At 66.7% G+C, this 12441-nt stretch carries 12 protein-coding genes; 3 read left to right on the top strand and 9 right to left on the bottom strand.

The annotated features are described in order from the left end of the window. Positions 1 to 327: 327 nt before the first annotated feature. The 8 genes from IFT55_RS12065 to IFT55_RS12030 all read right to left on the bottom strand — a co-directional run bounded on the left by IFT55_RS12065 (position 328) and on the right by IFT55_RS12030 (position 7177). Positions 328 to 1257: a bifunctional riboflavin kinase/FAD synthetase gene (locus tag IFT55_RS12065; RefSeq protein ID WP_192092348.1), complete on the bottom strand. Its 930-nt coding sequence runs from the start codon at positions 1255 to 1257 to the stop codon at positions 328 to 330. 235 nt (positions 1258 to 1492) lie between these two features. Continuing rightward, entirely contained in the window at positions 1493 to 1969 is a 477-nt protein-coding gene (locus IFT55_RS12060) for a dihydrofolate reductase (protein WP_192092346.1), read from the bottom strand. Beyond that, positions 1966 to 2760: a thymidylate synthase gene (locus IFT55_RS12055; protein WP_192092344.1), complete on the bottom strand. Its 795-nt coding sequence runs from the start codon at positions 2758 to 2760 to the stop codon at positions 1966 to 1968. Before IFT55_RS12055 ends, IFT55_RS12060 begins: the two co-directional genes overlap by 4 nt. Before the next feature lie 274 nt (positions 2761 to 3034). Continuing rightward, positions 3035 to 4381 carry an ammonium transporter gene (locus tag IFT55_RS12050; protein WP_192092342.1) on the bottom strand — a complete coding sequence of 449 codons (1347 nt, stop codon included), beginning with the start codon at positions 4379 to 4381 and terminating at the stop codon, positions 3035 to 3037. Positions 4382 to 4395: 14 nt separating this feature from the next. Then, positions 4396 to 4734: a P-II family nitrogen regulator gene (locus tag IFT55_RS12045; protein ID WP_192092340.1), complete on the bottom strand. Its 339-nt coding sequence runs from the start codon at positions 4732 to 4734 to the stop codon at positions 4396 to 4398. Between the two features lie 148 nt (positions 4735 to 4882). Further along, positions 4883 to 5086: a putative signal transducing protein gene (locus tag IFT55_RS12040; protein WP_192092540.1), complete on the bottom strand. Its 204-nt coding sequence runs from the start codon at positions 5084 to 5086 to the stop codon at positions 4883 to 4885. Then, positions 5086 to 6510, bottom strand: a complete 1425-nt coding sequence (gene tldD, locus IFT55_RS12035) for a metalloprotease TldD (RefSeq protein WP_192092338.1) — start codon at positions 6508 to 6510, stop codon at positions 5086 to 5088. Before tldD ends, IFT55_RS12040 begins: the two co-directional genes overlap by 1 nt. A gap of 439 nt (positions 6511 to 6949) precedes the next feature. After that, on the bottom strand, positions 6950 to 7177 hold the full coding sequence (locus IFT55_RS12030) for a zinc-finger domain-containing protein (protein WP_192092336.1): 228 nt from the start codon (positions 7175 to 7177) through the stop codon (positions 6950 to 6952). Between the two features lie 96 nt (positions 7178 to 7273). Between IFT55_RS12030 and IFT55_RS12025 the strand changes: the two genes are divergently transcribed. The 3 genes from IFT55_RS12025 to IFT55_RS12015 all read left to right on the top strand — a co-directional run bounded on the left by IFT55_RS12025 (position 7274) and on the right by IFT55_RS12015 (position 11276). Next, positions 7274 to 8221 carry an ABC transporter ATP-binding protein gene (locus tag IFT55_RS12025; RefSeq protein WP_192092334.1) on the top strand — a complete coding sequence of 316 codons (948 nt, stop codon included), beginning with the start codon at positions 7274 to 7276 and terminating at the stop codon, positions 8219 to 8221. Positions 8222 to 8468: 247 nt separating this feature from the next. After that, positions 8469 to 10055, top strand: a complete 1587-nt coding sequence (gene nadB, locus IFT55_RS12020; protein ID WP_192092332.1) for an L-aspartate oxidase — start codon at positions 8469 to 8471, stop codon at positions 10053 to 10055. Positions 10056 to 10160: 105 nt separating this feature from the next. Beyond that, positions 10161 to 11276, top strand: a complete 1116-nt coding sequence (locus IFT55_RS12015; protein ID WP_249403790.1) for a serine hydrolase — start codon at positions 10161 to 10163, stop codon at positions 11274 to 11276. A 60-nt stretch (positions 11277 to 11336) separates the two neighbouring features. Here the strand turns inward: IFT55_RS12015 and ychF are convergent, their stop codons facing one another. Continuing rightward, positions 11337 to 12437, bottom strand: coding sequence for a redox-regulated ATPase YchF (gene ychF / locus IFT55_RS12010; protein ID WP_192092330.1), 1101 nt, complete (start codon positions 12435 to 12437; stop codon positions 11337 to 11339). Between the last annotated feature and the right edge of the window lie 4 nt (positions 12438 to 12441).

Genomic DNA, 12441 nt, shown 5'->3' with positions numbered 1-12441 from the left:
TCCCGATCGCACCCTGGACGAACCGTCCCGCACCGGTGGCGACCGCTCCGCCACAAATCGCGGCGGGTGTGACTTTCGTGACCTTTGACGCATTTCGCCGCGCTGTCGGCACCCGTCCGCCTGCACGCAGAAGCTATGGACTGCCGCTGCAACGGCCATGCCGCACCTCGTATCCGGTCGGCCCGATCACGCCGATGAGACGGACGCCGAAACCTGTTCCCCCAGCACCGGGCAACCCGATCTCACCCTGCACGAGCCGTCCCGCGTCGGTGGCGAACGCCCCCGTCACAAATCGCGGCGAGTGTGACTTTCGTGACCTTTGGCGCTTTACCGCGCCAGCAACCGCCGCGCCCGATCGCAATCCAGCGCCATTTGGATCTTCAGCGCGTCGAGCGAATCGAACTTCGCCTCGGGCCGCAGGAACTCGATCAACTCGACCTCGATCGTCTGGCCGTACAGGTCGCCGTCGAAATCGAAGAAATAGGGTTCGAGCAATTCGACCGGCTCGCCCGCGATCGTCGGACGGATGCCCAGATTGGCCGCACCGTCCAGCACCCGTCCGTCGCCCAGCCGCCCGCGCACCGCATAGATGCCGTAGGCGGGGCGCAGATATTTGCCCATCGTCAGGTTGGCGGTCGGATAGCCCAGCGTCCGCCCCAGTTGCGCGCCCGGTTCCACCACGCCCTCCACCGCGAACGGTCGCGTCAGCAGGGCGGCGGCGGTGCGCGGATCGCCCGCCTGCAACGCGTCGCGGATGCGCGACGACGACACGACCTGTCCGTCCAGCGTGACGGGTGCGACCGTCTCCGCCGCGAAGCCCAGCCGTTCGCCCAGCGCCGCCAGCACCGCGACATCGCCGTCGCGGCCCCGGCCGAAGGTGAAGTCGGTGCCGGTCACCACCCCGCCCGCGCCGATCGCGTCGGCCAGCCGCTCCTGCGCGAACGCCGCCGCCGACAGGCCGGCCAGCGCACCGTCGAACGCGAACACCAGCATCGCATCGGCGCCGGCCGCCGCGAACAGCCGCTGGCGCTGGTCCAGCGTGGTCAGCCGGAACGGCGGCGTGTCGGGCCGGAAATAGCGTTTGGGATGCGGGTCGAACGTCGCGACGATCGCCGGACGCCCTGCGGCATGCGCACGCGCCACCGCGCGCCCGACCACCGCCTGATGCCCGAGATGATATCCATCGAAATTGCCGAGCGCGACGATCCCGCCGCGCCACCGCGCCGGGACTGCCGCGCCTCCGTCCAGCCGCTCCATGCGCACCGCCCCTAGCGCCCGTCCACGTTTCGCGAAAGGGGGATGGGTGAAGGGCGTTCGAGCGAGGGGAAGGGACCGGTCATCGCGCCATCGACCGGCGGCGGCGTGCCAAGTGCCTGCCACGCCGGGGCAGGGTCCCCTCGCGATTGCAATGCCCGTCCGAAACGTGGCTTACCGGCCCCGTCGTCTGTCCGAAGCCGCATCGGTGGGTGGCCGCACCGCGCCCTACGCGGCCTTACCTGGCGGTCGGCCGCTCCAGCGTCGCGAACGCATAGCCGGGCCGATCGCCGTCTGCCGGATGTTCCTCGCGCCACGTTTCGACCCAGCCGTCGAACGCCGGCACCACCGCATCCCCGTCCGGCATGGCATGTACTTCGGTCAGGTCGATCCGGTCGGCGAGGGGGAGGAACAGCGCAAAGATTTCCGCCCCGCCGATCACCGCCACGTCGTCGCCGGCCAGCGTCAGCGCATCGTCTGGCGTGTGCGCCACCTCGGCCCCTGTCGCCTGCCAGTTCCGGTCGCGGGTCAGGACGATGTGCCGCCGTCCGGGCAGGGGGGCGGGGAAACTCTCGAACGTCTTGCGGCCCATCACCATCGGACGACCCATGGTCAGCGCCTTGAACCGCTTGAGATCGGCGGGCAGATGCCATGGCAGCCGCCCGTCGCTGCCGATCACGCCATTGTCCGCGCGGGCCAGCACGAACGCGATCATATCGCTACCGCCGCCTTGATATGCGGTTGCGCGACATAATCGTGCAGCACGAAATCCTCCAACGCATAGCCGTCGATCGCGTCGGGCCGGCGCGTGATTTCGAGTCGCGGCAACGGCCCCGGCGTCCGTGCCAGTTGCTCGCGCGCCTGCGGCAGATGGTTTTCGTACAGGTGGCAATCGCCGCCGGTCCAGATGAACTCGCCGACCTCAAGCCCGCATTGCTGTGCCAGCATGTGCGTCAGCAGCGCATAGCTGGCGATGTTGAACGGCACGCCCAGAAAGATATCGGCCGACCGCTGATACAGTTGCAACGACAGCCGCCCGCCCGCGACGTGCGTCTGGAACAGGCAGTGGCAGGGCGACAGCGCCATGGCGTGCAACTCGCCCGGATTCCACGCGGTGACGATCTGGCGACGCGAGGCGGGGTTGGTGCGGATCGTGTCGATCAGCCCGGCGATCTGGTCGATATGTCGGCCGTCCGCCGTTTCCCAATCGCGCCACTGCTTTCCGTACACTGGTCCAAGATCGCCATTGGCATCGGCCCATTCGTCCCAGATCGTGCAGCGCTGTTCCTGCAGCCAGCGGACATTGGTGTCGCCGCGCAGGAACCACAACAACTCGACGATGATCGATCGCAGGTGCAGCTTCTTGGTGGTCAGCACCGGAAACCCCGCCGACAGGTCGAACCGCATCTGGTGCCCGAACACCGATCGCGTTCCCACGCCGGTACGGTCGTCGGTCGGAACGCCATGGTCGAGCGCACGCTGCATCAGGTCGAGATACGGGGTCATGGCCGGCACCTTGCAAAACAACGAACCGCTTCGTCCCGGACAGCCATCGGGCGACGTCGAAACGCCGTATCGACCGACGCCGGCGCGCCATGTCGATACGGGGCTTCGGCTCCGCTCCGTCCCTACCGGTACGAACGAGGTTGCGTCCGCGTCCTAATGATCCTGCCGACGACGTACAGAAAAAAGGGCCGATGCGTTACCGCACCGGCCCAGGGGTTTTCCGCAGGAGGAAAGGAATGTCGGCGGCGGGGCGAACCCGCCGCCGGAAAAAGGATCAGTAATTGTAGGCGCGTTCGCCATGTTCGCCGAGGTCGAGGCCTTCCAGCTCGACTTCCTTCGACACCCGGCCACCGGTCAGGGCTTTGGCGACGAAGAACGCGATGGCGGTGCCGACCGACGCCCACACGATGGTGACGAGCACTGCGAACACCTGAACGCCCAGCTTGGCACCCATTTCATAGTCCGCCGCACCCGGCCCGCCGAGCGACGGGGCATAGACAATCGCCGTCCCGATCGCGCCGATGATGCCGCCGATGCCGTGGATGCCGAATGCGTCGAGCGAGTCGTCGTAGCCGAGCTTCGGCTTGATGACCGTCACCGCGAAGAAGCAGACGACCGACGCCACCGCGCCCAGCACGATCGCGCCGAACGGACCCGAATTGCCTGCCGCCGGAGTTACCGCGACCAGCCCGGCGATGATGCCCGAACAGAAGCCCAGTGCCGAACCCTTGTGACCCGAAAACTTCTCGGCCAGCATCCAGAACAGGCCCGCCGATGCCGTGGCGACGAAGGTGTTGATCATCGCCAGCGCGGCCGACCCGTTGGCTTCCAGCGCGGAACCGGCGTTGAAGCCGAACCAGCCCACCCACAATAGACCCGTGCCGACCATGGTCAGCGTCATTGAATGCGGCGCCATGCGCTCGGTCGGAAAGCCCAGACGCTTGCCCAGCAGTACCGCCAGCACCAGTGCCGACACGCCGGCATTGATGTGCACCACGGTGCCGCCCGCGAAGTCGAGCGCGCCGGCCTTGAAGAAATAGCCGCTCGACGCCCACACCATGTGCGCGATCGGAAGGTAGGTGATGGTCAGCCAGACGATGGCAAACACCATCACCGCGGCGAACTTGATCCGCTCCACGACCGATCCCAGCACCAGCGCGATGGTGATCGCGGCGAAGGTCATCTGGAAACTGATGAAGACATATTCCGGGATCTCGACCCCGGCGGTGAAGGTCGCGGCCTGCGATGCCGGCGTTACGCCCGCAAGGAACGCCTTGCCAAAGCCGGACACGAAATTGGACAGGGTGGCGTTGGCGACGTCGGGGCCAAAGGCGACCGAATAGCCGTACATCACCCAGATCAGCATCGCGAGCGCGGCGACCGCGCCGATCTGCGTCATCACCGACAGCATGTTCTTGGTACGGGTCAGGCCGCCATAGAACAGCGCGAGGCCGGGCAGGATCATCATCAGGACGAGGACCGTCGAGGTCATCATCCACGCGGTATCGCCCTTGTCCACCGTCGCGACCGGCGCGGCGGCGGCCGCTTCCTGCGCCCATGCGGGCATCGCCGCGAACAGGCCGAGGCCGGCACCGGCCAGTATCTTCATCGGAGTCTTCATGATGTCCCCCATCATCACAGCGCGGTCAGGTCGGTTTCGCCGGTGCGGATGCGCACCGCCTGTCCGACGTCGAGCACGAAGATCTTGCCGTCGCCGATCGCCCCGGTGTTCGCGGCGGCCTGCACCGCCTCCACCACGCGCGGCGCGATGCCGCTGTCGCACACGACCTCGATCTTGATCTTCGGCACCATGTTGGTGCTGTATTCGGCACCACGATAGATTTCGGTCTGGCCCTTCTGCCGGCCGAACCCCTTGACCTCGGTCACGGTCATGCCGGCGACCCCGATCTCGGTCAGCGCTTCGCGTACCTCATCCAGCTTGAATGGCTTGATGATGGCGATGACTAGTTTCATGTCGCCCCCTCGTCGGTTGTTTCCCTTGACGGGTTACCCAGCAACGAGCGTGCCAACCCCGCAAAAGCGTGTGTCGGGGCGTGAAACGTTCATGACGGAAGCGTTACCAAGCGGTTAATTTGTGCAACGCAAGAAAACTGCCCGCTTTTCAGGCAGGGTCGGTGATGATCCGGCGAGCATCGGACAGATCGTCGGGATCGACCATCACCCGCACCGGGATCAGCAGCCAGCTGCCCTCGCCAAGGCTGGTCTCACTGTCGAAGGCGATCGCCGGGATGCCTTCGCTTTCGAGCCGCCCGACGATGATCTGCGCCTCTACCCGAGGAAAGCGGCCCAGTTCGGCCAGCGCCATCACGCGGCGGTGCCGCCGACGGTCAGTCCGTCGACCAGCAGTGTAGGTTGTCCGACTCCGGCAGGGACCGATTGCCCGCCCTTGCCACACATGCCGACGCCCTCATCCAGCGCGAAGTCGTCGCCGATGCCGCGTACCTTCGTCAGCACGCTGGGGCCGTCGCCGATCAGCGTCGCGCCCTTGATCGGCGCACCGATCCGCCCGTTCTCGATCCGATAGGCTTCGGTGCACGAAAACACGAACTTGCCCGACACGATATCGACCTGTCCGCCGCCGAAGGATTTGGCGAAGATGCCCTTCTTCACACGGCTGAGCAGTTCGGCCGGATCGTCGCGGCCGCCGCGCATGAAGGTGTTGGTCATGCGCGGCATCGGCGCGTGCGAAAAATCCTGTCGCCGGCCGTTGCCGGTCGGCGCGACGCCCATCAGGCGCGCGTTAAGCCGGTCGTGGATATAGCCTTTCAGGATGCCGTCCTCGATCAGGATATTCTCCTGCGTCGGCGTGCCTTCGTCGTCGATCGACAGCGAACCGCGCCGGTCGGCGATCGATCCGTCGTCGACCACCGTGACGCCGGGCGCAGCGACCCGCTCACCGATCCGCCCCGAAAAGGCGCTGGTGCCCTTGCGGTTGAAGTCGCCTTCCAGCCCGTGGCCGATCGCCTCGTGCAACAGCACGCCCGGCCAGCCGGGGCCGAGCAGCACCGTCATCTCGCCCGCCGGCGCATCGACCGCGTCCAGATTGACCAGTGCCTGACCCAGCGCGACGTCGATCGCGCGGTTCCACGTTTCGGGCGCGAACAGCGAATCGTACAGATAGCGTCCGCCGATGCCGAAGCTGCCGGTTTCGCGGCGACCGTTCGATTCGACTACGATCGACACGTTCAGTCGCACCAGCGGGCGAACGTCGGTCGCGACGAAGCCGTCGGGGCGGACGATCTCGATCACGCTCCACGAACCCAGCAGGCTGGCCGACACCTGCACCACGCGCGGATCGCGCGCGCGCGCGGCGGCGTCGATCGACTGGCACAGCGCGACCTTTTCCGCGAACGGGATCAGGTCCAACGGGTCGGCAGCGGTGTATAGGTGCCGGTTGTTGCCGCGCGGCGGGGGTGCCTTCGTCCCCTTCGCCGGATCGATCAGCGCCATCGTCGCCCCTGCGCGCAGGATCGCAGCTTCGGACAGTTCGTTGGCATGCGCGAAGGCCGTCGCCTCGCCCGAAACCGCGCGCAGCCCGAAGCCGGTATGCGTGTCGTACGACGCGGTCTTCAGACGTCCGTCATCGAAACCGAACGCTTCGGAGCGGCGGTATTGGAGGTAGAGTTCACCGTCCTCGGCATTCGCCAGCGTGGCTTGCGTGGCGCGGAGCGCGGCGGCCGGGTCGAGGTCGCCGGAGTAGAGATACGAGCGGGGATCGGTTGCGGTCATCGCCACAATATAGGGGCCCGGCGGCGCGGGGGAATGGGGGGCGGACGGTGCCGGTGATCGATCGTTTTCGTCTTGCGGCCGTCATCGCGTGGCCCGGTACGCCCGTGCAGGCTGCTTGTTTGCGGCCTTCGACGGTTCGTCTGCATGGCAGTCGTCACGGTTTCGACTGTGCTGCAACTGATCTGGTCCGTGCAGCGGCATGTCTGAGCCCCTACTACGCGTGGCGTTCGCGCCAACCCCAAACCGTCGCCCCAGCGAAGGCTGGGGCCTCTCGCGGCGCTTGTCCAGCCCGATTACCGGTAGATCCCAGCTTTCGCTGGGATGACGTTTGGGGCGGGAGACAGGGCGTTTAATCGCAGTGGCAAAACCGCGCTATCGGTTGACGGGCAAGGGAGAGCTTGTCCGCCGCCAGCCTGGTTCGTCCGAACGGCGTTCGGCCTTACCGGCCTGCGCCGTCCCCGTGATCCTTCAACCCCGACTGGTCCGTACCGTCCGCCGGTCCGCCGACAAGCACGAAACGGCGGTCGCAATAGCCGCAGTCGACATAGCCGGTTTCGTCGATCTGGAGCCAGACGCGCGGATGGCCGAGCGCGGCGGCGATCTCGCCGGCGCCGTCGCAGGCGACGCGGGGGGTGGTGACGCGGACGGTTTCGGGCGGTGGCAGCATGAAGATCGCGATAGCAACCGCACCGTTCGCCGACAAGTTGCCAATCGACCGGCGATCGCACTTGGCGCGGCCGCTTCGCGCGCGTAATCGCGGGGCATGACCGTACCCGCCACCGACGCCGCCATCTCGATCCGCGACCTGTCCAAGACCTATGCCGCCGGAAAGGGCGGGGCACCGGCCAAGGTCGCACTGGACGGGGTGTCGTTCGACGTGCCGCGCGGGCAGATCTTCGGGCTGCTCGGCCCCAATGGCGCGGGCAAGTCGACGCTGATCAACACGCTGGCCGGACTGGTCAACAAGACGTCGGGCACCGCGTCGATCTGGGGCTTCGACATCGATCGCAACCCCCGCAATGCAAAGGCGTCGATCGGGATCGTCAATCAGGAAATCCTGTTCGATCCGTTCTTCACGCCCGCCGAAACGCTGGAGATCCAGGCGGGGCTGTATGGCGTGCCACGGGCGAAGCGACGCACGATGGAATTGCTGCGAGCGGTGCATCTGGAAGACAAGGCCAATGCCTATGCCCGCACGCTGTCGGGCGGGATGAAGCGCCGGTTGATGGTGGCGAAGGCGATGGTGCATTCGCCGCCGGTGCTGGTGCTGGACGAACCGACCGCCGGGGTCGACATCCAGCTGCGCCAGCAATTGTGGGACTATGTCCGCGAATTGAATGCGGGCGGGGTGACGGTGGTGCTGACGACGCACTATCTGGAGGAAGCCGAGCAATTGTGCGACCGGATCGCGATCATCGACCATGGCCGGGTCGTCGCCAACGAACCGACCCGCGCGCTGGTCGGCATGGCGCAGGACAAGGCGGTGGAACTGACCGTCGACCGCGACATCGTCGATGTGCCGGCGGCGGGCGTGTTCGAGAAGGTGGAGCGCAAGGGCGACCGGGTGCTGGTCGTCACCTATCGCAAGGACGTGACCAATGCAGGCGACGTACTGGCGGCAGTCGCGGCGCAAGGGTACGGCATCGTCGACGTGGTGACGCGCGAGGCCGATCTGGAGGATGTGTTCCTGAACCTGACCAAGGGTTCCTGATCGCCCCCCGCCCGAATGCGGCGCGGTGCGGTAGCGGCCGGTGCGACTAGAAAGCTCGCTCGTGAGCAACGCCGCTCTCCTTCGCCCGCAATCTCCGTTCGATAGCGTCCGTCGCGCGCGCACCTTCGCTTGGGTTGCAGGGCGGGTTTGGGCAGTCCGGCATCGGCGAACGGTGCGGGGGCGGCTACTTCCCCCCGTCGATTCCGCGCGGTAGGACCGCCGTTCTCTCTTCGCGAACGGATCGCCCTTGCCCGACCCCCATCATAGCGACGTCCTTATCATCGGTTCGGGGGCCGCGGGGCTGACCGCCGCGCTGAACCTTGCCGAACGGTTCCGCGTGACCGTGCTCGCGAAAGGCGCGCTGAACGAAGGATCGACCGCGTGGGCGCAGGGCGGGATCGCCGCCGTGCTCGAACCCGGCGACACGTTCGACAATCATGTCGAGGATACGATGGTCGCGGGGGCGGGGCTGAACGATCGGGCCATCGTCGAATTCGTGGTCGAAAGCGCGCCGGCCGCGATCGCGGGTCTGGCCAAGCTGGGCGTGCCGTTCAACATGGACGGAGAGACGCTGCACCTCACGCGGGAGGGCGGACATTCGCACCGGCGGATCGTCCATGTGGACGACGCGACCGGATGGGCGGTGCAGGAAGCGCTGATCCGTGCAGCACGGGCGCATCCCAATATCACGCTGGTGCCCGACATGGTCGCCGTCGATCTGGCGACCAGCCGGCACGAGCAACGCTATTCGGGCGCGGGCAATGTGTGGGGCTGCTACGCATTCAGCCGCGCGACCGACCGGGTCGAGTTGTTCACCGCGCGTGCGACGATCCTTGCGACCGGCGGGGCGGGGCGCACCTATCTGTTCAGCACCGCGCCGCGCGGGGCGACCGGCGACGGCATCGCGATGGCATGGCGCGCGGGATGCCGGGTGTCGAACATGGAATTCATGCAGTTCCATCCAACCTGCCTCTATAATCTGGAGGTCAAGAATTTCCTGATTACCGAAGCGGTGCGCGGCGAAGGCGGGCGGTTGATCAACCCGCAGACCGGCAAGCGTTTCATGCCCTATTACGACAAGCGGCTCGAACTCGCCCCCCGCGACGTGGTGGCGCGCGCGATCGATGCGGAGATCAAACGCTACGGCCTCGACTATGTCCATCTCGACATCAGCCACATGGACCCCGATTTCGTGCGGGGGCATTTCCCCAATATCTACGAAAAGCTGCTGGGGCTGGGCATCGACATGACGACGCAGCCGATCCCGGTCGTGCCTGCGCAGCATTACACCTGTGGCGGCGTGGTGATCGACCGCGACGGTCGCACCGACCTGCCCGGCCTGTATGCAGCCGGCGAGGTGTCGCAGTCGGGACTGCATGGCGCGAACCGGCTGGCGAGCAACTCGCTGCTCGAATGCTTCGTCTATGGCGAATCGGCGGCGCGGCATATCGCGGCGCATTGGGATGCACTGCCCGTGCCGCCCGCGATCCGGCCGTGGGACGAAAGCCGCGTCACCGATTCGGACGAGGAAGTCGTCATCAAGCAGAACTGGACCGAAATACGGCGCTTCCTGTGGAATTACGTCGGCATCGTCCGCACCACCAAGCGTCTGGAACGCGCGCGCCATCGGATCGCGGTGCTGAACGACGAAGTCGAGGACTATTACGGCCACTTCCGGGTGACCCCCGACCTGATCGAACTGCGCAACCTGTTGCAGTCGGCCGATCTGATCGTGCGTTCGGCGCTGCATCGCAAGGAGAGCCGGGGGCTGCACTATACGCTCGATTATCCGCAGACCGACGAGCACGCGGTCGACACGGTGCTGGTGCCATAGGCGGAGGCCGTTGACCCTGCGGCATGGCGGTTCGGTTCGTCGTCCGGCGCGGGGCATTCGTCGCAATACGGTTCGATTGCTCTTTCGCTTCACGCTGCGTCAACCATGGTCGTGGCAGACGGGGTGCGGATGACGGTGAAGATGATCGATTGGGTCCGGTCGCGACGGGCGACGGTGACATTGGGGCTACTGGCGGTGGCGGGCGCCGGGCTGGCGACGCGCACGCTGCCGCCGCCATCGGCGCATGCCAGCGCGACGACCTATGCCGTGGCGGTGCCGTTGCCCCCGGCGGTGCGGCCGGCACCACAGGCGCTGGTGATGGCGGTCAATGCGCTGGGCGGCGGGTTTCAGGGCAATGTCGGTATCGCGGTGCGCAGCATCGACGACGGTTGGGTCGTCGGCCATGCGATGGACCGCCGCATGCCGCAGCAGTCGGTCAGCAAGCTGTGGGTCGCGATGACCGTGATGGACGCGATCGACGCCGGCCGGCTGAAACTCGACACGCCGGTGGCGGTGACCCGCAGCGACCTGACGCTATTTCATCAGCCGATCGCGTATTTGATGAAGAACGGCGTGTTCAACACGACCGTCGCTGACCTGCTGCGCCGCGCGCTGACGATGAGCGACAATACCGCCAATGACAAGTTGTTGCGGCTGGCGGGCGGGCCGGTGGCGGTGCGCGACTTCATCGCCCGGCGCGGGCTGGGCAACATCCGGTTCGGTCCGGGTGAACGGTTGTTGCAGGCGAAGACCGCCGGGCTGCCGTGGAAACAGGAATATGCGCAGGGCAATGGCTTCAACCTAGCCCGCTCGCGGCTGTCGCCCGACGTGCGCCGGGCGGCCTATCAGGCATATATCGCCGATCCGCCCGACGGCGCGGGCGCGGGGGCGATCGCCGATGCGTTGACGCGGCTGCACGAAGGGCAGCTGTTGTCGGTCGGATCGACGCGCTGGTTGCTGGACACGATGGCCCACACACGCACCGGCCGCGCCCGCATTCGCGCCGCACTGCCGGCGGGATGGACCGTCGCGCACAAGACCGGGACCGGGCAGGACCTTGGTGGGCGGACGGCGGGGTTCAACGATGTCGGCATCCTGACCGCGCCCGACGGGCGGTCCTATGCCGTCGCGGTGCTGATCGGCGATACCGCACGCCCGGTGCCGGAGCGGCAGCAATTGATCCAGACCGTGGTGTCGTCGATCGTCGCGACGCACCGATAAGATCGGGCGAGACGATCGACGGACAAGCGCGCGACCGGCAATCGGTCGCGCGCTTGCCGGTCAGACGTTGAAGCGGAACAGCAGGACGTCGCCGTCCTGCACGACATATTCCTTACCCTCGGACCGCAGGCGTCCGGCGTCGCGCGCGCCGCTTTCGCCCTTGCACGCGATATAGTCGTCATAGGCGATGGTTTCGGCGCGGATGAAGCCGCGTTCGAAGTCGCTGTGGATCTCGCCCGCCGCCTGCGGTGCGCGGGCACCGACCGACACCGTCCATGCCCGTGCTTCCTTCGGCCCGACGGTGAAGAACGTCAGCAGGTGCAGCAGCGAATAGCCGGCGCGGATCACGCGGGCCAGACCGGTTTCGGCAAGGCCCAGATCGGACAGGAACTCGGCGCGGTCGGCCGGGTCCATCGTGGCGATCTCCGCCTCGATCGCGGCTGAGACGACCACCGCCTCGGCACCTTCGGATTTCGCACGGGCAAAGACCTTGGTCGACAGCGCGTTACCTTCGGCGGCGTCTTCCTCGTTGACGTTGCAGACGTACAGGACCGGCTTGGCGGTCAGCAACTGCGCCTGCGCGAACAGCCGCTGTTCCTCCTCATCCTTGATCTCGGTCAGCCGCGCGGGCTTGCCTTCGCGCAACAGGTCGAGCGCGCGGCCCAGCACCTGCGCGGCCAGCTTGGCTTCCTTGTCGCCCTGCTGTCCCTTCTTCGCGAGGTTCGGGACGCGCTTTTCGAGGCTTTCGAGGTCGGACAGCATCAGCTCGGTCTCGACCGTCTCGGCGTCGGCGATCGGATCGACCCGGTCGTCGACATGCTGGATGTCGTCATTCTCGAAACAGCGCAGGACGTGGACGATCGCGTCCACCTCGCGGATGTTGCCGAGGAACTGGTTGCCCAGCCCTTCACCCTTCGACGCGCCGCGCACCAGCCCGGCGATGTCGACGAACGCCAGCTGCGTCTCGATCTTCTTGGCCGATCCGGCGATGTCGGACAGCGCATCGAGCCGGGGATCGGGAACCGCGACGTTGCCGACGTTCGGCTCGATCGTGCAGAACGGGTAATTCCCCGCCTGCGCCGCCTGCGTCTGCGTCAGGGCGTTGAAGAGGGTGGACTTGCCGACATTCGGCAGGCCGACGATACCGCAGCGAAAACCCACTGGT

Origin of the sequence: Sphingomonas sp. CFBP 13720, from assembly GCF_014842075.1 — a bacterium.
Lineage (GTDB): Bacteria > Pseudomonadota > Alphaproteobacteria > Sphingomonadales > Sphingomonadaceae > Sphingomonas.
Note: the sequence above shows the minus strand (reverse complement) of the source record. Positions and strands in the feature narration are given on the sequence as shown.

Excerpts from the sequence above, each read along its gene's own strand:
- IFT55_RS12040 (WP_192092540.1), bottom strand. The coding sequence starts at position 5,086 with ATGGCGCTGGCCGAACTGGGCCGCTTTCCTCGGGTAGAGGCGCAGATC.
- IFT55_RS12060 (WP_192092346.1), bottom strand. The coding sequence starts at position 1,969 with ATGATCGCGTTCGTGCTGGCCCGCGCGGACAATGGCGTGATCGGCAGC.
- IFT55_RS12045 (WP_192092340.1), bottom strand. The coding sequence starts at position 4,734 with ATGAAACTAGTCATCGCCATCATCAAGCCATTCAAGCTGGATGAGGTA.
- IFT55_RS12065 (WP_192092348.1), bottom strand. The coding sequence starts at position 1,257 with ATGGAGCGGCTGGACGGAGGCGCGGCAGTCCCGGCGCGGTGGCGCGGC.
- IFT55_RS12030 (WP_192092336.1), bottom strand. The coding sequence starts at position 7,177 with ATGCTGCCACCGCCCGAAACCGTCCGCGTCACCACCCCCCGCGTCGCC.
- IFT55_RS12015 (WP_249403790.1), top strand. The coding sequence starts at position 10,161 with ATGGTCGTGGCAGACGGGGTGCGGATGACGGTGAAGATGATCGATTGG.
- tldD (WP_192092338.1), bottom strand. The coding sequence starts at position 6,510 with ATGACCGCAACCGATCCCCGCTCGTATCTCTACTCCGGCGACCTCGAC.
- IFT55_RS12025 (WP_192092334.1), top strand. The coding sequence starts at position 7,274 with ATGACCGTACCCGCCACCGACGCCGCCATCTCGATCCGCGACCTGTCC.
- IFT55_RS12050 (WP_192092342.1), bottom strand. The coding sequence starts at position 4,381 with ATGAAGACTCCGATGAAGATACTGGCCGGTGCCGGCCTCGGCCTGTTC.
- IFT55_RS12055 (WP_192092344.1), bottom strand. The coding sequence starts at position 2,760 with ATGACCCCGTATCTCGACCTGATGCAGCGTGCGCTCGACCATGGCGTT.